Genomic DNA, 17,917 nt, shown 5'->3' with positions numbered 1-17,917 from the left:
CTGATGGGCACCCCTCCTGGGGGGTGAATGCGTGGATTACGCTCTGTCCCATGGCCGACGCACCGTACAAGCTGATCCTCCTCCGCCACGGCGAGAGCGAATGGAACGCGAAGAACCTGTTCACCGGCTGGGTGGACGTCAACCTGAACGAGAAGGGCGAGAAGGAGGCGGTCCGCGGCGGTGAGCTGCTGAAGGACGCCGGCCTGCTCCCCGACGTGGTCCACACCTCCCTTCAGAAGCGAGCGATCCGCACGGCCCAGCTTTCCCTCGAATCCGCTGACCGCCACTGGATCCCGGTCCACCGCTCCTGGCGCCTGAACGAGCGCCACTACGGCGCCCTCCAGGGCAAGGACAAGGCGCAGACCCTCGCGGAGTTCGGCGAGGAGCAGTTCATGCTGTGGCGCCGTTCGTACGACACCCCGCCGCCGGCGCTCGAGGACGGCACGGAGTTCTCCCAGTCGGACGACCCGCGCTACGCGACGATCCCCCCGGAGCTCCGCCCCCGCACGGAGTGCCTGAAGGACGTCGTCGTCCGCATGCTCCCGTACTGGTACGACGGCATCGTCCCCGACCTCCTGACGGGCCGCACGGTCCTGGTCGCGGCCCACGGCAACAGCCTCCGCGCCCTGGTCAAGCACCTGGACGGCATCTCGGACGCCGACATCGCCGGCCTGAACATCCCGACGGGCATCCCGCTGTACTACGAGCTGGACGCCGACTTCAACCCGGTCACCCCGGGCGGCACGTACCTCGACCCGGACGCAGCCGCCGCGGCGATCGAGGCGGTCAAGAACCAGGGCAAGAAGAAGTAAGCTTGGTGATCATGCCTCCCACCTGCGCGAATGGTGCAGATGGGAGGCATTTTCGTGCCCTGGGGACCTCTCTGGAGCCTCAGCCCGTGGGGTCCTGCGGCCGCAGCGCTCACCAGCGACCAGCTGTCCAAACGAATCTGCCTAGGTCGGGGAAGCGCCGAGGAATCTCAGGACGGCGAGAACGCGCCGGTGGTCGGCGTCGGCTGCGGGCAGGTCGAGTTTGGCGAGGATGTTGTTGATGTGCTTGGCCACCGCGCTGTCGCTGACGACCAGGGCCTTCGCGATCCCGGTGTTGGAGCGTCCCTCGGCCATCAGGGCGAGTACCTCCCGTTCGCGTGGCGTGAGCCGATCGAGCGGGTCACTACGGCGGCGCACGAGCAGCTGGGCGACCACCTGTGGATCCAGTGCCGTGCCCCCGGCTGCAACCCGCCGAACGGAAGCCACGAACTCCTCCACGTCGGCGACGCGTTGCTTGAGCAGGTAGCCGACGCCGCTGGTGTTGGCCGTCAGCAGGTCGGCCGCATACCGCTCCTCGACGTACTGCGAGAGCAGTACCACCGCGGTCTGCGGCCATTGCTCACGGATCACCAGCGCGGCGCGCACGCCTTCGTCGGTGAAGCCGGGTGGCATGCGGACATCGACCAGGGCCAGCCCGGGCCGGTGTTCCTCGACGGCCGCAAGCAGGGCTTCGGCGTCGCCGACCTCGGCGGCGATCTCGAAGCCGGCCATTTCCAGGACCTTGACGAGCCCGACGCGCAGCAGCAGTGAGTCCTCGGCGATCACGGCTCGCATGGCAGCTCCACGGCGATGGTGGTCGGGCCCCCGGCCGGACTGCTGATGTGGAAGGTGCCGTCGACGGAACCGACCCGTTTGGCCAGCCCGCTCAGTCCGCTGCCGGTGGAGGTGTCGGCGCCGCCGATCCCGTCGTCGGTGATGTTCACGCGCAGCATTCTTCCGACCTGTTTGACCGTGACGTCCACGCGGGTGGCGCGGGCGTGCTTGGTGACGTTGGTGAGCGCCTCGGAGACCACGAAGTAGGCGAGCGACTCCACGGTGGGCGCCGCTCGCTCCTCGAGGTCGACTCGCAGCCGTACCGGGATCGGTACCCGGGCGGCCGGCCCGGACAGCGCCGCGTCCAGCCCGCGGTCTTCGAGGACGGCCGGGTGCAGGCCGCGCACCAGGTCGTTGAGTTCGGCGATGGCCTCCTTCGCCTCGCGGTGCGCCTCGTCGATCACGGTGCGGGCCTCGTCCGACAGGTTGGTGAGGGTGGCCTTGGCCAGGCCCAGGTTGACCGCGAGGGAGACCAGGCGCTGCTGGGTGCCGTCGTGCAGGTCGCGTTCGATGCGGCGGCGTTCGGTATCGACGGCGTCGATCAGGTCGGTGCGGCTCTCGGACAGGTGCTCGACACGCTGCTGAAGCTGCTGGGAGCGGCTGGTCCCGAGCAGCGCGAGCGCGATCCGGGTCTCGGCGCGGGTCACCGGCCCGGTCAGCCAGGGTACGGCGCACAGCAGCAGCACGCCGGCCGCGGTGTAGTACACGGCTTGGGTCGCGTAGTCGACGTGGTCCAGGCGAACCTGGACCGGCAACATCCAGGCCCACCCGTTGACGGTGACGCCGGCAAGGCCCGCGACCCACGCGGCGAGCACCCCCAGCTCCACCACAGCCAGGAGCGGACCGACAAGCAGGTGGTAGCAGGCCTGCCGCCAGGTCTGGGCCACGGATAACCACCGCAGAGCGCGCCTCAGCCACCCTTGCTCGCGCGCGGCCGGCAGCCGGAGGATCTCCACTCCCAGCAGCACCCGGTAACGGCGTCGCTGCACAGCGGTGAGCGCAAGCACACCGAGCAAGATCAGCACGAACGGGAGCGGGAGCCCCGGCCACGCCCTCGACGTCGCGGCACTCGCCATCCAGCTCCACAACGGCACCAGCGCAAGGTGCAGCGGTATCCCGGCCGCCAAGAAACCGGTGTCCCGCCGGACCCGAACAACTCTGCGCCGCAGCGCCCGGGGAATCGTCATGGCTCGACGGTAAAGCGCCAGGTGAGGGCTATGCCATGCACCGTGCATCCGGATCGATGGTGAAGCTGGCACCACCCTGAGAACGGCATCCGGCATTACTGACCGTGATCGCTGTGCGGCTCAGGCTGAAGGGCATGCAGGAAATCATCGAACTGTTCCCGGAGCCGGACGCCGAGCGAGGCATACGCAGGCCGCACGGCCCGCGCCCGGGATCGCTCCCCAGCCCGCAGCGCCGTCGTCCGGACCGCCTTCCAGGCCGACGGCGGGGACTTGTCCTGGCCGGCTGCGGGATGGCGCTGCTGCCGTGGCTCGTCGTGCTGGCCACCAGCCTGCCGACCACCTTCCATGCCTCGCACTGGTCCGCCGCCTGGGTGGGTCTGGACGCGCTGGAGGCGGTCGGCCTGATCGCCACAGGTCTGCTGGCCACCCGCGGGGATCGGCGACTGGCACCGCCCGCCGCCGCGACGGCCGCCCTGCTCACCGTCGACGCCTGGTTCGACACGATGACCGCGGCCGGCGGGAGCGAACTGCGCGCGGCGCTGGTCATGGCGTTGTTCGCAGAACTTCCGCTCGCAGCGGTATGCGTCCGCCTGGCGGTTCGAGCGCTGCCCCGCACCCCATGAAACCCGCCACACCGACCCGGGCTGCAACCACGGACACCACAGAACCGGAGAACACCATGGGCTCTGCTGTCCTGACCGCACCGCGCCCGCGCTGGGCTCCGCCCATGCTCGGCGATCAACGACTCCTCCCCGTCGTTTCTGCTTCGACTCCCTGAGTCCACGGGTCGCCCCGTCCGGGGCGGGCTTCTCGCGACGAGACGAAGGGCCCCGGTGTGTTCACCGGAGCCCTTCGCCCTTCACTTCACTACTGGGTCGTACAAGATCGCCGTACGGGACCCGCGTCCTACGCAGTCAGCCGCACTGGCAGGGATTACCCGACTGGCACCCGCAGCCGCAGCCCGAGCCGCAGCCGCACGCGCCGAAGAGCGGGAGGCTCCTGATCTCGGCGGGTTGGTCCGTCTCGCGCTCCTGCGTCGGGTCGGGCGTGGTGGGGGCTTCGGCCATGGGTCCTCCTGGAGGCCTAGAGGCAGGCTGGTGCCTGTGCTCATTGCATGCCCGTTCCCCTGGGCGCATCAACGGCGCACAGTGGCGCCCGCACGCCCTGCCCTTCGGGCTCGCGCCCCCACCACCCGCCGGGCTACGCCCCTTCGCCTCCCGCCACCGGCTGGATCTCCGGCTGAATGTCGGGCTGCAGGTCGTCCGCGTGCTCACCGGTCACCAGGAACACCACGCGCTTGGCGACCGCCACCGCGTGGTCGGCGTACCGCTCGTAGTAGCGGCCGAGAAGGGTGACGTCCACCGCCGTCTCGATGCCGTGCTGCCAGCGGTCGTCCAGCAGGTGCTGGAAGAGGGTGCGGTGCAGCAGGTCCATCTCGTCGTCGTCCTGCTCCAGCTGCATCGCCAGGTCGACGTCCTTCGTGATGATCACCTCGGCCGCCTTCGCCATCAGGCGCTGCGCGAGCTGGCCCATCTCGAGGATCGTCGCGTGCAGGTCGTGCGGGATCGCCTGTTCCGGGAAGCGGAGGCGGGCGAGCTTCGCGACGTGCTGCGCCAGGTCACCCGAACGCTCCAGGTCGGCCGACATGCGGAGCGAGGTGACGACGATGCGGAGATCCGTGGCCACCGGCTGCTGGCGGGCCAGCAGGGCTATGGCCCGGGCCTCCAGGTCGTGCTGGAGGTCGTCGACCTTCTGGTCGCCCTCGATGACGGTCTCGGCCAGCTTGAGGTCGGAGTCGAGGATGGCGGTCGTGGCGCGCCCGATCGCCGACCCGACCAGCCGGGCCATGTCGACCAGACTGTCGCCGATCGAGTCCAGTTCCTCGTGGTACGCGTCCCGCATCAGGGGTCCCTCTCTTACGTGTTCTTCGGGGCTGCCGGGCAGGGGCCCGCGCGTCCGTCGGCCGACACCGGCCGTACAAAACCGACGCTCCGCACCCCACGCTCCCACGATCCGGCCGGAACGCGTCGGTTTCCGTCACCCCAAATGAACCATCACTGGCTCCTAGGTGAACTCTGGGCGACGAGTGTTCGAGGTCGCACCTCGACGGCTGTGGGGATGTCGTATCGCATGCCTAACCTGGATGCATGAACGTGAACGCGGCGGTCGCCGCAGCGGCAGCGATCGCCGGGGTGCTCACCGGTGTCATCGCCGTGCTGGCGTTCCGCTGGAGCGAGCGGGAGCAGAAGCGCCCCACCCGCACCTCTCTGCACACCGACCCGGTGCTTCCGCCGGGCGTGGACACCGTCCTCTCCGTGCTCCGTTCCTCGGCCGTCGTGCTCGACGAGGCCGACGCGGTGGTCAAGGCCAGCTCGGCGGCGTACGCCCTCGGCCTGGTCCGCGGCGGTCGGCTCTCCGTGGAGCCGATGCTGAAGATGGCCAGGGACACACGGCGGGACGGCGAGATACGCCAGGTCGAGCTGGATCTGCCGCGGCGGGGGACAGGGCGGGGCGATGCACTCGCCGTCTCCGCGCGCGTCGCCCCGCTCGGCTCCCGGCTGGTGCTCCTGCTGGTGGAGGACCTCACCGAGGCCCGCCGCATCGAAGCGGTACGGCGCGACTTCGTCGCGAACGTGAGCCACGAGCTGAAGACACCCGTCGGCGCGCTCTCCCTCCTGTCCGAGGCCGTCATGGACGCCTCGGACGACCCGGAGGCGGTCGAGCGCTTCGCCGGCCGTATGCAGATCGAGGCCACGCGGCTCACCAACCTGGTGCAGGAACTGATCGACCTCTCGCGGGTCCAGAACGACGATCCTCTCGAGGACGCCGAACCGGTCCGCGTGGACGAACTGGTCGCCGAGGCCATCGACCGCTGCCGGCACCAGGCCGGCACCAAACAGATCACCATGGCCGCAGGCGGCACCGCCGACCTGCACGTCTGGGGGAACAGGGGCCAGCTGGCCGCCGCCCTCGGAAACCTTGTCGAGAACGCCGTGAACTACAGCCCGGCACGCACCCGCGTGGGCATAGCCGCCCGCCGGGTGACCGCGCCCGGCGGGGACCACATCGAGGTCGCCGTCACCGACCAGGGCATCGGCATCTCCGAGAAGGACAGGGAGCGCGTGTTCGAGCGCTTCTATCGCGTCGACCCCGCTCGCTCCCGTGCCACCGGCGGTACGGGCCTGGGCCTCGCGATCGTCAAGCACGTGGCCGCCTCGCACGGCGGGGAGGTCACGGTGTGGAGTTCCGAGGGTCAGGGCTCCACGTTCACCCTGAGGCTGCCGGAGGCGGGGGCTGCCCGCGACCGCGCGCACGAACACCCCGACCTGGACGATCTCGACGACGAGGCCGGCCAAAGCACCCCCCAGTCATCCCCGTACGAACCGCTCCCCGCCCCGGAGGTCCTTCCGTGACCCGTGTGCTCGTCGTCGAGGACGAGGAGTCCTTCTCCGACGCCCTGTCCTACATGCTCCGCAAAGAGGGCTTCGAGGTCGCCGTCGCGACCACCGGGCCCGACGGACTCGACGAGTTCGAGCGCAACGGCGCCGACCTCGTCCTCCTCGACCTGATGCTGCCGGGCCTGCCCGGCACGGAGGTGTGCCGTCAGCTGCGCGGCCGCTCCAACGTCCCGGTGATCATGGTCACCGCCAAGGACAGCGAGATCGACAAGGTCGTCGGCCTGGAAATAGGAGCCGATGACTATGTCACCAAGCCGTTCTCCTCGCGCGAGCTGGTCGCCCGTATCCGCGCCGTCCTGCGCCGCCGCGGGGAGCCCGAGGAGATCACCCCGGCCGCCCTGGAGGCCGGTCCGGTCCGCATGGACGTGGACCGCCATGTGGTCACCGTCTCCGGCTCCAAGGTCGACCTCCCCCTCAAGGAGTTCGACCTGCTGGAGATGCTGCTGCGCAACGCGGGCCGCGTGCTGACCCGTATGCAGCTCATCGACCGGGTCTGGGGCGCCGACTACGTCGGTGACACCAAGACCCTCGACGTCCACGTCAAGCGACTGCGCGCCAAGATCGAGCCGGACCCGGGCGCGCCCAGGTACCTGGTGACGGTCCGAGGGCTCGGCTACAAGTTTGAGCCGTAGGCCGTCCACCAGGCCTTACGAGCAGCCGCAGGCCGCTGCCGGCCCCACGGGCTCACCGGCCTTACGGGCTCACGGCCTCACCGGCCGTACGACGAAGGGCGGGACCTCCTGGAGAGGTCCCGCCCTTCGTCGTACGACGGCTGCTCAGTGGCCGGCGGCCGACTAGTGCCCCGCGGCCGGCTTCGACGCCGACACGCTCGCGGAGGCCGCGTCGGTCGGGGTGGCCGAGGTGTTCGGGGTGTTCCCGGAAGCCGCGCCGCTCGGCGTCGCCGACGTGCTGTTGCTCGGCTTGGGGCTCGTCGCCGGGATGCCCGTCGGGATGTCGCTCGGGCCCCACTTCTTGAAGTAGCTGTCGGACGGAACCACGAAGGCGCGCAGGCTCACCGCGCCGGTCTCGCTGAAGGTGAAGGTGATCGGCTGCGCGTTGCCGTCCTGGAGGGCCTCACGGCTGCTGGGCAGGGAGGCGGAGGCGTTGCCCTTGCCGCCGATCACGAGCGAGCCGTGGGCCGGGACGCTCAGCGGCCCGTTGCCCTTGGCGGGCTTCAGCTCGGCGGTCTTGCCCGTGCCGGGCAGCGTGATCGAGTCCAGCGTCTGGGCGCTGTCACCGTTGTTGAAGAGGGTCGCTGCGATCGCGGCGGGCCCCGTCGACTGCGGGTCGGGCTGGGTGATGACGATGACGTTCTGGACCTTGAGGTTCCCGACCTTGGTCGCCGCGTTGTCCGGCTTGACCTCCAGCGTCTGGGCGTCGCTCCCGGCACCGCACGCGGCGAGCGAGGCGATCGAGAACGCGATGGTGGCGGCGGCGAGTACACCGCGTCGAAGGCTGCTGCTCACGGCGGCGGCAACTCCTTGACTTGAGTGTGGCGACTCACGAAAGCCGCCCTAAGTGTCTGTCAGCGGCCTCAGGTTACCGAGCCGTTCCCGAGTCACCGCACCCGACCCTCCCTTCAGCCCCCGGCGTCGCTCGGCAGGGGGTAACCGGGACACTCGTCCGCCATTCACATAAGCCGCTCCGGCATACCCCGTCCGGCGGTGCGCAAAATTTCCGTGAAGGAATACGCGAGGACCCCGGAATTGATCACCGTGCGGAACAACGGACCACGTGGACGGGTGCCTGTGATCAATTCCGGAATCGACACGGAAGCGAGTCCCGGCACCGAACGGAGTAGCGGAAGTCGCACACTTGGAACCAGACATATGCGGATGTTCGTCGCCTTGGTGGGGCCTCCGGATGCGTGTAACGTACGCGTTTCTCCTCACCCGAAGAGCCGCTCCGACCTGCGAATACCTTCTTCCGCTCGGGCCGCGCAGCACGTTCCTGTTGCAGTTGTCAAGCCCCGAGATATGCCCTGACCTGCGAAAACGCCATTCAGAACCCGCCGTTTCCGTGTTACTCTGGATAGCCACGGAAGGGGTACCTGTCACATGACGTTCAAGGTTGGCGACACCGTGGTCTATCCCCATCACGGGGCCGCGCTGATCGAGGCTATCGAAACTCGCCAGATCAAAGGCGTGGACAAGACCTACTTGGTGCTGAAGGTCGCCCAGGGTGACCTGACGGTACGTGTGCCAGCGGACAATGCGGAGTTCGTCGGCGTACGTGATGTGGTCGGTCAGGACGGGCTGGACCGGGTCTTCGAGGTACTGCGCGCGCCGTACGCCGAGGAGCCCACGAACTGGTCGCGTCGATACAAGGCAAACCTGGAGAAGCTCGCCTCCGGTGATGTCATCAAGGTTGCGGAAGTAGTGCGTGACCTGTGGCGTCGTGAGCGTGAGCGCGGACTGTCCGCGGGTGAGAAGCGGATGCTCGCCAAGGCACGCCAGATCCTGGTGAGCGAACTCGCCCTCGCGGAGAACACGAACGAGGACAAGGCCGAGGCCCTGCTCGACGAGGTTCTCGCGTCCTGAACCTGACGCAGGCGTAAGCCCGCTTCAGCACTCAGTACATCGAAATGCCGCGGTGCCCGATGACGTATTTTTGTCGCCGGGCGCTGCGGCATGTTCGTACCCGGGCATGTTCGTACTCGAATGCCATGCGTACAACGGCGTGCGGGGAGGTTGGGACCCCTGTGTGGCGTGCCGGGCCCGGGCTGCTGGCTCGACCGGTGTCACGGAAGGGTCCGGTCAAGTCGTCGCGCCCGGCACTTCCCAGGCCATACCCACGCAGGGCCGGAACACAAACCTGACAGGAACCGATGTCTGACGATTCGCGCCCCTCGCCCGTCGGAGACCGCACGAAGGCCCGTACGGCCGCCGTGATCCCGGCCGCCGGCCGGGGCGTACGCCTCGGTCCGGGCGCCCCCAAGGCGCTCCGCGCGCTGGGCGGCACCCCCATGCTCATCCACGCGGTGCGTGCCATGGCCGCATCCCGCGCGGTCTCCCTGGTCGTCGTGGTGGCACCGCCCGAGGGCGCCCCCGAGGTCAAGTCGCTCCTCGACGCGCACGCACTGCCCGAGCGGACGGACTTCCTGGTGGTGCCGGGCGGCGAATCCCGCCAGGAGTCCGTGAAGCTCGGCCTCGACGCGCTGCCGCCCGACTACGACATCGTGCTGGTGCACGACGCCGCGCGTCCGCTGGTGCCGGTGGACACGGTGGACGCGGTGATCGAGGCGGTACGGGAGGGCGCGCCGGCCGTCGTGCCCGCGCTGCCCCTCGCCGACACCGTCAAGGAGGTCGAGCCGGCGTCGGTGCCGGGTGAGCCGGAGCCGGTGGTGGCCACCCCGGTGCGCGCCCGTCTCCGTGCCGTGCAGACCCCGCAGGGCTTCGACCGGGTCACGCTGATCCGCGCCCACGAAGAGGTCACCGACGACGTCACCGACGACGCCAGCATGGTCGAGAGGCTCGGAAAGACGGTTCTGCTCGTGCCCGGCCACGAGGAGGCCTTCAAGGTCACGCGCCCGCTGGACCTGGTTCTGGCCGAGGCGGTCCTGGCCCGCAGGAGGCTGAACGATGGCTTCTGAGGCAGCCGACTTCCGGCCACCACCCGGTGGGATCCCGCTTCCCCAGGTCGGCATCGGCACCGACATCCACGCCTTCGAGGAGGGCCGCGAGCTGTGGTGCGCGGGTCTGAAGTGGGAGGGCGAGGGGCCGGGGCTGGCCGGCCACTCCGACGCGGACGTCGTCGCGCACGCCGCGTGCAACGCGCTGTTCTCCGCCGCGGGACTCGGTGACCTCGGGCAGCACTTCGGCACCGGGCGCCCCGAATGGTCCGGCGCGTCCGGCATCACGCTGCTGGCGGAGGCCGCCCGGATCGTCCGCGAGGCCGGCTTCCGCATCGGCAACATCGCCGTACAGGTCGTGGGCCCCCGCCCGAAGATCGGCAAGCGCCGCGACGAGGCCCAGAAACTCCTGTCGGAGGCGGCCGGCGCCCCGGTGTCGGTATCGGGAGCGACCACGGACGGCCTGGGCTTTCCGGGGCGCGACGAGGGCCTGATGGCGGTGGCGACCGCGTTGGTCGTACGAGTGGGGTAAGTGGCCCGACCGGACGGGGGCGCGACGAACAAGGGACTGCTCCACGCACCCCCTTCCGCCCACTACCCTAGGTCTCGTGACTATTCGCCTGTACGACACCAACGCCCGGCAGATCCGTGACTTCGTCCCGCTCGCAGCGGGCTGTGTCTCGATCTACCTGTGTGGTGCCACCGTGCAGGCCGCGCCCCACATCGGGCACATCCGCTCGGGCCTCAACTTCGACATCATGCGCCGCTGGTTCGACTACCGCGGCTACGACGTGACCTTCATCAGGAACGTCACGGACATCGACGACAAGATCATCGCGAAGGCGGCCGAGCAGGGCCGCCCGTGGTGGTCGATCGGCTACGAGAACGAGCGCGCGTTCAACGACGGTTACACCGCGCTCGGCTGCCTCCCGCCGACGTACGAGCCGCGGGCCACCGGCCATGTGACCGAGATGGTCGAGATGATGCAGGGCCTCATCGAGCGCGGTCACGCGTACGAGTCGGAGGGGAGCGTCTACTTCGACGTGCGCTCCTTCCCCGGCTACCTGGAGCTGTCCCGGCAGGAGCTCGACAACCTCCAGCAACCCGCGGGCGTCGGCGAGACCGGCAAGCGTGACCCGCGCGACTTCGCCATGTGGAAGTCCGCCAAGCCCGGCGAGCCGACCTGGGCGACCCCCTGGGGCCGCGGGCGTCCCGGCTGGCACCTGGAGTGCTCGGCGATGGCGCACAAATACCTCGGCACCGCCTTCGACATCCACGGCGGCGGCCTCGACCTGATCTTCCCGCACCACGAGAACGAGATCGCCCAGGCCAAGGCCTACGGCGACGAGTTCGCCCGGTACTGGGTGCACAACGCCTGGGTGACCATGGCCGGCGACAAGATGTCCAAGTCGCTCGGCAACAGCGTCCTGGTCTCCGAGATGGTCAAGCAGTGGCGCCCCATCGTGCTGCGCTACTACCTCGGTACGCCGCACTACCGCTCGATGATCGAGTACAGCGAGGAGTCGCTGCGCGAGGCCGAGTCGGCGTTCGCGCGGATCGAGGGCTTCGTGCAGCGGGTGGTGGAGAAGGCCGGTGACGTCGAGCCGTCCGCCGAGGTGCCGCCCGCGTTCGCCGAGGCGATGGACGACGACCTGGGCGTGCCCCAGGCCCTCGCGATCGTGCACACGACGGTCCGGCAGGGGAACTCGGCCCTCGCCGCCGACGACAAGGAAGCCGCTGTGGCCCGCCTCGCCGAGGTGCGTGCCATGCTCGGCGTCCTCGGGCTCGACCCCCTCGACCCGCACTGGGCGGGCGAGACCGACCGCGGCGAGGACCTGCACGGTGTCGTCGACAGCCTCGTACGCCTGGTCCTCGACCAGCGCGAGGCCGCCCGCGGACGCAAGGACTGGGCCACCGCGGACGCCATCCGCGACCAGCTCAACCAGTCGGGCCTCGACATCGAGGACGGCCCGCAGGGCCCGCGTTGGAGCCTCGGCCCGCGCTGAGCCCAGCAGCTGATCAGAAGATCGATTGTGCCGTCCGGCTCTCCGGGCGGCACACTTCATAGACGTACGAACACACGCTTCACTCCTTCACAGAGCAGACAGGTAGGTCATGGCAGCCAACAACCGCCGCATGTCCGGCAAGAAGGGCGCGCAGGTCGGCAGTGGCGGCCAGCGGCGCAAGGGCCTGGAAGGCAAGGGCCCCACCCCGCCCGCCGAGATGCGCAAGAAGCACAAGGCGAACCGCATCGCGAACGCCAAGGCGAAGCAGGCCGTGCGCCGCCCCGCGCCCCGCGGCCGCGGCGGCAAGTCGTCCTCCGAACTCGTCGTCGGCCGCAATCCGGTCGTCGAGGCACTCCGCGAAGGAGTCCCCGCCTCGACCCTCTACGTCCAGCAGTTCATCGACAACGACGAGCGGGTCCGCGAGGCGCTGCAGCTCGCCGCCGAGCGCGGCGGCATCAACCTCATGGAAGCGCCGCGCCCCGAGCTCGACCGCTTGACCAACGGCCTCAACCACCAGGGCCTCGTCCTCCAGGTCCCGCCGTACGAGTACGCCCACCCCGAGGACCTCGCGAGCGCCGCCTACGACGAGGGCGCGGACCCGCTGATCGTCGCCCTGGACGGGGTGACCGACCCGCGCAACCTCGGTGCCGTCGTCCGGTCCGTCTCCGCCTTCGGCGGCCACGGCGTCGTCGTACCGGAGCGGCGCGCGGCCGGCATGACCGCCGGTGCCTGGAAGACGTCCGCCGGCGCCGCCGCCCGCACGCCCGTCGCCCGCGCCACCAACCTGACGCGCGCCCTGGAGGCGTACAAGAAGCAGGGCATCGCGATCGTCGGCCTCGCCGCCGACGGAGAGGCCGAGGTCGGCGAGCTGGCGGCCCTGGCGGGCCCGGTCGTCATCGTCGTCGGCAGTGAGGGCAAGGGCCTGTCCCGACTCGTCGGCGAGACCTGCGACTTCCGGGTCCGGATCCCGATGCCGGGTGGGACGGAGTCGCTGAACGCGGGCGTGGCGGCGGGGGTTGTGCTGTACGAGGCGGCGCGCAGGCGCGGCTGAACGCGCGTCCGCTTCTTCACCCGTACGGGGCAATCTGGCTGTCCAGGACAAGCTTGACGCGATCCGGACACATCCGGCGAGTCAAGGCAGTGTCCTAACCGCATGTCACTCGGTTAGATGAGCGTGGACACCAGAACACCCCGCACACCCACGGGGGACGGCCCGTCGGGATTCGATGACGCTCCCGCGCTGAGCATGGTGAAGGTGCCGAGCGATCCAGCGCAGGTCATCGTCAACCATGCGAGCTTCCGCGTGATGCTGGGCGCCTCGACGCGCACCCAGTCGCCGCGGATCGCACGGCATTTGAGCGCCACCCAGGACGGCGGCCGGGTACCTGTCGGCGCCGCCGCGGGCAGAGCGGGCGCGGCCGCGGGCGCCCGGCGCCGGCCCGTCGTCTGGAGCGGCAGGTCCGCCCCCGACGACACGGGCGCGCACCGCCTGCTCCAGGCCGTACGGGGCGGCAGCGTCCGGCACGGCGAGGAATCCTCCGCCGACGCCGGAGCCACCCAGGTCATCCCCCGCGTCGAGGCCGGCGACTACGAAAAGGTCTACGACGCGCTGGAGCAGACCGTCGAGACCCCGATCGTCGGCGCCCAGCGCAGCTATCACGACGACACCGGCGGCACCCGCCTGCTCCCTCACATGCGCACCGCCGGCAGCGCATACGAGGAGGAACAGGCCTACGGCGCCGAGGAGTTCGAGGACTTCGACGGGTCGGAAGAGGCGGACGGCGACGACACCGCGTGGCCGGCCAAGCGCCAGGGCGACGACCCGGCGCGGCACGCCTACTACCCCGGCCGCCGGATGAACCTCGGCGTCGTCCTGCTTCCCCTCCGCATCTTCCTCGGCTTCATCTCCATCTACGCCGGCATGGGCAAGCTGTGCGACCCCGTCTACTTCGACGGCGGCAAGCGCGGCTCCATGGTCAAGTGGCTCAACACCCTGCACCCGTGGGAAGTGGCCGAGCCTCTGCGGCAGTTCGCGCTTCAGCACCCCGTCGGCTCCGGACTCGTCATCGCCTTCGCGCAGGTCGTCGTGGGCGTGCTCACGGTGCTGGGCTGCTGGCAGCGGGTCGCCGCCGTCTTCGGCGCGCTGCTGTCGGCCGCGCTCATCGTCACCGTCAGCTGGAAGACCGTTCCCGCCTACGACGCCCCCGACATCATCTACCTCGCCGCCTGGTCCCCGCTGATCATCGCCGGCGCCCCCGTCTACTCCGTCGACGGCCGCCTCGCGGGCAGCGCCTGGCGGCGCCTCGGTCCCGGCTCCGACATCTGGGAGCTGCGCCGCTACGTCCTGCGCCGCGGCGCCCTCGTCACGGCGATCGCGACCGGCATCACGCTGCTCGTCGGCTCGCTGCTCGGCGGCGCGGTCCGCGACGCCGACCGCGTGATCGTCCCGGGGCCCGGCGAGGCCCCCCGCAACGAACTGCCGGGCTCCCCGCTCCCGCAGAAGCCGAACAAGCGGCACAGCCAGTCGCCTTCGGCCTCGAACGCACCCACCCAGGGCGCCACCGCCGGTTCCACGCCTTCCGGCGCGGCGACGACCCCGGGCGCCACCGCGACCGGCGGCGCGCCCAGCCAGACCCAGGGCACGGCGGGCCGGACCCCGCCCCAGCAGTCCTCACCGACCGGCGGTGCGCCCAGCACCAGCGCCGGCCCCACCGCGGGCGGTGCCACGGGCGGCACCGGCTCGACCGGCGGCACCGGCTCCGGAGGCACGTCCTCCGGCGACTCGGGCCTCGTGGGCGGCCTGTTGGGCTAGCCAAACCACTTGAACGAAAGGGGCCCCGCACCACAAAGGTGCGGGGCCCTTTCGACATCCGGCGCCGCAACGCCCGTCAGGGGCGCGGGGAACGGAGCGGTCAACCCCCACCGACCCGGCAAGCCAAGTAACCGCTCCGCACCCGATGCGGTGGGGCCCCACGTCCAAGGTGGGGGGCCCTTTCCGCGTCGGTGCTGCAACGCCCGTCAGGGGCGCGGGGAACGGCGCGGTCAACCCCCACCGACCCGCAGCCAAAAAACGGCCCCCGCACCCCCAGCCCTCACCGCCTCAGAGCGGCCAGCTCCTTCGCGGCTTCGGTCAGGTCCTTCGCCGTGTCGATGGCACGCCAGTAGGACCCCTGAGGGAGCGGGAAACCGGCAAGGCGCCGCTCACGGGCCAGATGCGGGAAGGTCGTACGCTCGTGATCGCCGCGCTCCGGGAGCAGACCGGCGAACTCGGGGGAGAAGACGTACACGCCCGCGTTGATCTCGAACGTCGACGGCGGCGCCTCGATGAAGTCCGTGATGTGCCCGAAGCCGTCCGTCTGCACGGCGCCCCAGGGGATGCGCGGGCGGGCCAGGGCCAGCGTCGCCACCGCGTCGCGCTCCGCGTGGAAGTCCGCCATGTCGCGCAGCGAGAAGCGGGTCCAGATGTCGCCGTTGGTGGCGTACCAGGGCCGGTCCGGGTGCGGGAGATGCGCGGCAGCGTACTTCAGCCCGCCTCCACGCCCGAGCGGTTCCGTCTCCACGACCGTGGTCACCTTCACCGGCAGGTCGGCCGACTTCAGCCAGTCCTGCAGGACCTCGGCGAGATGGCCGCAGCTGACCACCACGTCCGTGACGCCCTCGTCGTCCAGCCAGGCAAGCTGATGGCCGATGATCGGAGTCCCCGTACCGGGGATCTCGACCATCGGCTTGGGCCGGTCGTCGGTGTAGGGACGCAGCCGGGAGCCCTGGCCACCGGCCAGGACGACGGCTTGAACGGGGCGGGAAGCGGCGTTCGGATCGGTCATGACCGAACTGTACGGCGCTGCCCGCCCACGGCCGGAGCCGGCAACCGTTCCTTAATCAGCCGTTACCCTCCTCCGAACCATCGGCGGTGGAGGAGGGACGGGTTCAGATGTGTGCGGTCGCGACGCCCGAGGCGAACGACGTGTCGCAGACCGGGCGGGCGTAGGACTGGGCGCGCGTCGGGCCGTATACGCGGACGGCGGCGCGGCCCACGGCGCGGGCGATGGACGCGCAGTGCTTGGCGAGCGACGGGCGTTGGTTCACCGCCTGCTGGAGGTGCGTGAGCACCACGCCCGGGTCGTTCTCCTGGAGCTCGGCCAGGAGCTTGTCGCGCAGCACGTCCTGCGGGGTGCGGTGCAGTGCCCTGGCGTCCGAGGTGATGTCGGAGGCGTCCGAGGCGGTCAGGACCGAGTTCGAGGGATTCCCCGTCCAGTTGACCCGGGTGACCGCGAGGGTCCCGGAAAGCACCAGGACGACGGGCAGGACAAGGGCGAGCGTGCGGCCGATCCGGCGGGCGGGGCCCCGGCCACGTCGCGTCTGTTGGTTAGTGGAGTGCTTCACCCGAGTGAGAGTAGCGCCCGGTGATGATTTGGCGACATTTAGTCACCGGTTCGGGGGATGAAGAGGGGACTCGGATGGGGTACGAGGTTGACGTACGCTGCTCGAAATGACCGGTGTGTCGGAATATTTGTCGACATGGAAGAGGGCCCCGCAGTGGTTTACGGGGCCCTCTTCGTCAACCTGGGTGAATTACCCGGGATGGGCGTTTCGGGAGTCGCCGGTCGGCGGGCTGCCTCAGTCGGTGAGGCGCTCGCCCGTGGAGGTCGAGAACACGTGGGTCTCGCCCGGACGCGGCACGACGTGCAGCGTGGCGCCCTTCTCCGGCACCCGGCGGCCCTCGACACGGACGACCAGGTCCTTCGTCTCGCCGCCGACCTCGGCGGTGCCGTAGACGTAGCCGTCGGCGCCGAGCTCCTCGACGACGTTGACCAAGACCGCGAGACCGGCCGGCTTGTCCTCGGTGTCCTTCGTCAGGGACGCGGCGACACCGCCGCCGTTCTCCTCGACGATGTCGAAGTGCTCGGGGCGGACACCCACGGTGACCGTGCGGTCGCCCTTGTCGGTGGCGGCCTTCAGGGCGTCGCGGTTGACCGGGACGACGCTGTTGCCGAACTTCACACCGCCGTCGGTGATCGGCACCTCGACCAGGTTCATGGCCGGGGAGCCGATGAAGCCGGCGACGAAGAGGTTGGCCGGGCGGTCGTACATGTTGCGCGGGGAGTCGACCTGCTGGAGCAGACCGTCCTTGAGCACGGCCACGCGGTCGCCCATCGTCATGGCCTCGACCTGGTCGTGGGTGACGTAGACGGTGGTGATGCCGAGACGGCGCTGCAGCGACGCGATCTGCGTACGGGTGGACACGCGGAGCTTGGCGTCCAGGTTGGACAGCGGCTCGTCCATGAGGAAGACCTGCGGCTCACGCACAATGGCGCGGCCCATGGCGACACGCTGGCGCTGACCACCGGAGAGGGCCTTCGGCTTGCGGTCCAGGTACTCGCTCAGGTCGAGGATCTTCGCGGCCTCTTCGACCTTCTTGCGGATCTCCGCCTTGTTGACGCCGGCGATCTTGAGCGCGAAGCCCATGTTGTCGGCGACGGTCATGTGCGGGTACAGCGCGTAGTTCTGGAACACCATGGCGATGTCCCGGTCCTTCGGCGGCAGGTGCGTGACGTCGCGGTCACCGATGCGGATGGCGCCGGCGTTCACGTCCTCGAGCCCCGCGAGCATGCGGAGCGAGGTGGACTTGCCGCAGCCGGACGGACCGACGAGGACGAGGAACTCGCCGTCCCCGACCTCGATCTCCAGACCATCGACGGCGGGCTTCTCGGTGCCCGGGTAGATCCGGGTCGCCTTGTCGAACGAAACAGTGGCCATGGTGAAGGGCCCCCTTCTACCGGCAGGAACGTGCCGGACGATCCGTTGTAGGAAGGTGGTGGTGTAGTCCACGAGAGTGAACTGGCTCAGGACGGTACCTGGCGTTTGCCTGATCTGTCAGTACCTTCAGGCCCGTGAACTTCGCGGAAATTTTCGACAGGGGGCTCCTGCGACCTGGGTACACTGCTCGGGCACGTACGTGACGCACGTGCGCAGGCCTCCTTAGCTCAGCTGGTCAGAGCGCCGCTCTTGTAAAGCGAAGGTCGTCGGTTCGAATCCGACAGGGGGCTCGTCG

17 protein-coding genes and 1 tRNA gene are annotated in these 17,917 nt (G+C 69.9%); 11 read left to right on the top strand and 7 right to left on the bottom strand.

Going from position 1 to position 17,917, the window contains the following annotated elements; translation table 11 throughout:
• Window positions 1-50 precede the first annotated feature (50 nt).
• Window positions 51-812 carry a phosphoglyceromutase gene (locus tag OOK07_RS19525; RefSeq protein WP_266682056.1) on the top strand — a complete coding sequence of 254 codons (762 nt, stop codon included), beginning with the start codon at window positions 51-53 and terminating at the stop codon, window positions 810-812.
• A gap of 141 nt (window positions 813-953) precedes the next feature.
• Here the strand turns inward: OOK07_RS19525 and OOK07_RS19520 are convergent, their stop codons facing one another.
• Window positions 954-1,604: a response regulator gene (locus OOK07_RS19520; RefSeq protein ID WP_266682055.1), complete on the bottom strand. Its 651-nt coding sequence runs from the start codon at window positions 1,602-1,604 to the stop codon at window positions 954-956.
• Complete coding sequence (locus OOK07_RS19515; protein ID WP_266797684.1) at window positions 1,592-2,830, bottom strand: sensor histidine kinase; 1,239 nt, start codon at window positions 2,828-2,830, stop codon at window positions 1,592-1,594. Before OOK07_RS19515 ends, OOK07_RS19520 begins: the two co-directional genes overlap by 13 nt.
• Before the next feature lie 134 nt (window positions 2,831-2,964).
• On the opposite strand from OOK07_RS19515, the gene OOK07_RS19510 reads away from it, so the two are divergent.
• Entirely contained in the window at window positions 2,965-3,453 is a 489-nt protein-coding gene (locus tag OOK07_RS19510) for a hypothetical protein (RefSeq protein ID WP_266682053.1), read from the top strand.
• 577 nt (window positions 3,454-4,030) lie between these two features.
• Here OOK07_RS19510 and phoU read toward each other — a convergent pair.
• A complete protein-coding gene (phoU, locus tag OOK07_RS19505) occupies window positions 4,031-4,732 on the bottom strand; it encodes a phosphate signaling complex protein PhoU (RefSeq protein ID WP_266682051.1) in 702 nt (233 codons plus the stop codon).
• Window positions 4,733-4,977: 245 nt separating this feature from the next.
• Between phoU and phoR the strand changes: the two genes are divergently transcribed.
• Together phoR and phoP are read left to right on the top strand one after the other, a co-directional pair.
• Window positions 4,978-6,243: a two-component system sensor histidine kinase PhoR gene (gene phoR, locus OOK07_RS19500; RefSeq protein WP_266682050.1), complete on the top strand. Its 1,266-nt coding sequence runs from the start codon at window positions 4,978-4,980 to the stop codon at window positions 6,241-6,243.
• 5 nt (window positions 6,244-6,248) lie between these two features.
• Entirely contained in the window at window positions 6,249-6,920 is a 672-nt protein-coding gene (gene phoP / locus OOK07_RS19495; protein ID WP_478971291.1) for a two-component system response regulator PhoP, read from the top strand.
• 162 nt (window positions 6,921-7,082) lie between these two features.
• On the opposite strand, the gene OOK07_RS19490 is transcribed toward phoP, so the two are convergent.
• Window positions 7,083-7,754: a copper chaperone PCu(A)C domain-containing protein gene (locus tag OOK07_RS19490; RefSeq protein WP_266682048.1), complete on the bottom strand. Its 672-nt coding sequence runs from the start codon at window positions 7,752-7,754 to the stop codon at window positions 7,083-7,085.
• A 591-nt stretch (window positions 7,755-8,345) separates the two neighbouring features.
• Between OOK07_RS19490 and OOK07_RS19485 the strand changes: the two genes are divergently transcribed.
• The 6 genes from OOK07_RS19485 to OOK07_RS19460 all read left to right on the top strand — a co-directional run bounded on the left by OOK07_RS19485 (window position 8,346) and on the right by OOK07_RS19460 (window position 14,677).
• Window positions 8,346-8,828 (top strand): CarD family transcriptional regulator, encoded by a 483-nt coding sequence (locus OOK07_RS19485; RefSeq protein ID WP_003953493.1) that lies wholly within the window; start codon window positions 8,346-8,348, stop codon window positions 8,826-8,828.
• A 287-nt stretch (window positions 8,829-9,115) separates the two neighbouring features.
• A complete protein-coding gene (gene ispD / locus OOK07_RS19480; protein ID WP_266516837.1) occupies window positions 9,116-9,880 on the top strand; it encodes a 2-C-methyl-D-erythritol 4-phosphate cytidylyltransferase in 765 nt (254 codons plus the stop codon).
• The gene (gene ispF / locus OOK07_RS19475) at window positions 9,870-10,391 is read left to right on the top strand and encodes a 2-C-methyl-D-erythritol 2,4-cyclodiphosphate synthase (protein WP_266797681.1); all 522 of its coding nucleotides are present in this window, start codon (window positions 9,870-9,872) and stop codon (window positions 10,389-10,391) included. The genes ispD and ispF overlap by 11 nt, the downstream gene beginning before the upstream one ends.
• 76 nt (window positions 10,392-10,467) lie before the next feature.
• Window positions 10,468-11,865 (top strand): cysteine--tRNA ligase, encoded by a 1,398-nt coding sequence (gene cysS / locus OOK07_RS19470; RefSeq protein WP_266797680.1) that lies wholly within the window; start codon window positions 10,468-10,470, stop codon window positions 11,863-11,865.
• 109 nt (window positions 11,866-11,974) lie between these two features.
• The gene (rlmB, locus tag OOK07_RS19465; protein ID WP_266682043.1) at window positions 11,975-12,916 is read left to right on the top strand and encodes a 23S rRNA (guanosine(2251)-2'-O)-methyltransferase RlmB; all 942 of its coding nucleotides are present in this window, start codon (window positions 11,975-11,977) and stop codon (window positions 12,914-12,916) included.
• Window positions 12,917-13,033: 117 nt separating this feature from the next.
• On the top strand, window positions 13,034-14,677 hold the full coding sequence (locus tag OOK07_RS19460) for a DoxX family membrane protein (protein ID WP_266682041.1): 1,644 nt from the start codon (window positions 13,034-13,036) through the stop codon (window positions 14,675-14,677).
• Window positions 14,678-14,957: 280 nt separating this feature from the next.
• On the opposite strand, the gene OOK07_RS19455 is transcribed toward OOK07_RS19460, so the two are convergent.
• From OOK07_RS19455 to OOK07_RS19445, 3 genes are all read right to left on the bottom strand, one after another.
• On the bottom strand, window positions 14,958-15,689 hold the full coding sequence (locus tag OOK07_RS19455) for a nucleotidyltransferase family protein (RefSeq protein WP_266797678.1): 732 nt from the start codon (window positions 15,687-15,689) through the stop codon (window positions 14,958-14,960).
• A gap of 103 nt (window positions 15,690-15,792) precedes the next feature.
• Window positions 15,793-16,248 (bottom strand): hypothetical protein, encoded by a 456-nt coding sequence (locus tag OOK07_RS19450; protein WP_266682037.1) that lies wholly within the window; start codon window positions 16,246-16,248, stop codon window positions 15,793-15,795.
• 234 nt (window positions 16,249-16,482) lie between these two features.
• On the bottom strand, window positions 16,483-17,622 hold the full coding sequence (locus tag OOK07_RS19445; protein ID WP_266797676.1) for an ABC transporter ATP-binding protein: 1,140 nt from the start codon (window positions 17,620-17,622) through the stop codon (window positions 16,483-16,485).
• A gap of 216 nt (window positions 17,623-17,838) precedes the next feature.
• Between OOK07_RS19445 and OOK07_RS19440 the strand changes: the two genes are divergently transcribed.
• Window positions 17,839-17,912, top strand: a tRNA-Thr gene (locus OOK07_RS19440).
• Window positions 17,913-17,917 lie beyond the last annotated feature (5 nt).

Origin of the sequence: Streptomyces sp. NBC_00078, from assembly GCF_026343335.1 — a bacterium.
In the GTDB taxonomy this organism is placed as follows: domain Bacteria; phylum Actinomycetota; class Actinomycetes; order Streptomycetales; family Streptomycetaceae; genus Streptomyces.
This window is presented reverse-complemented; position numbering and strand designations above follow the sequence as displayed.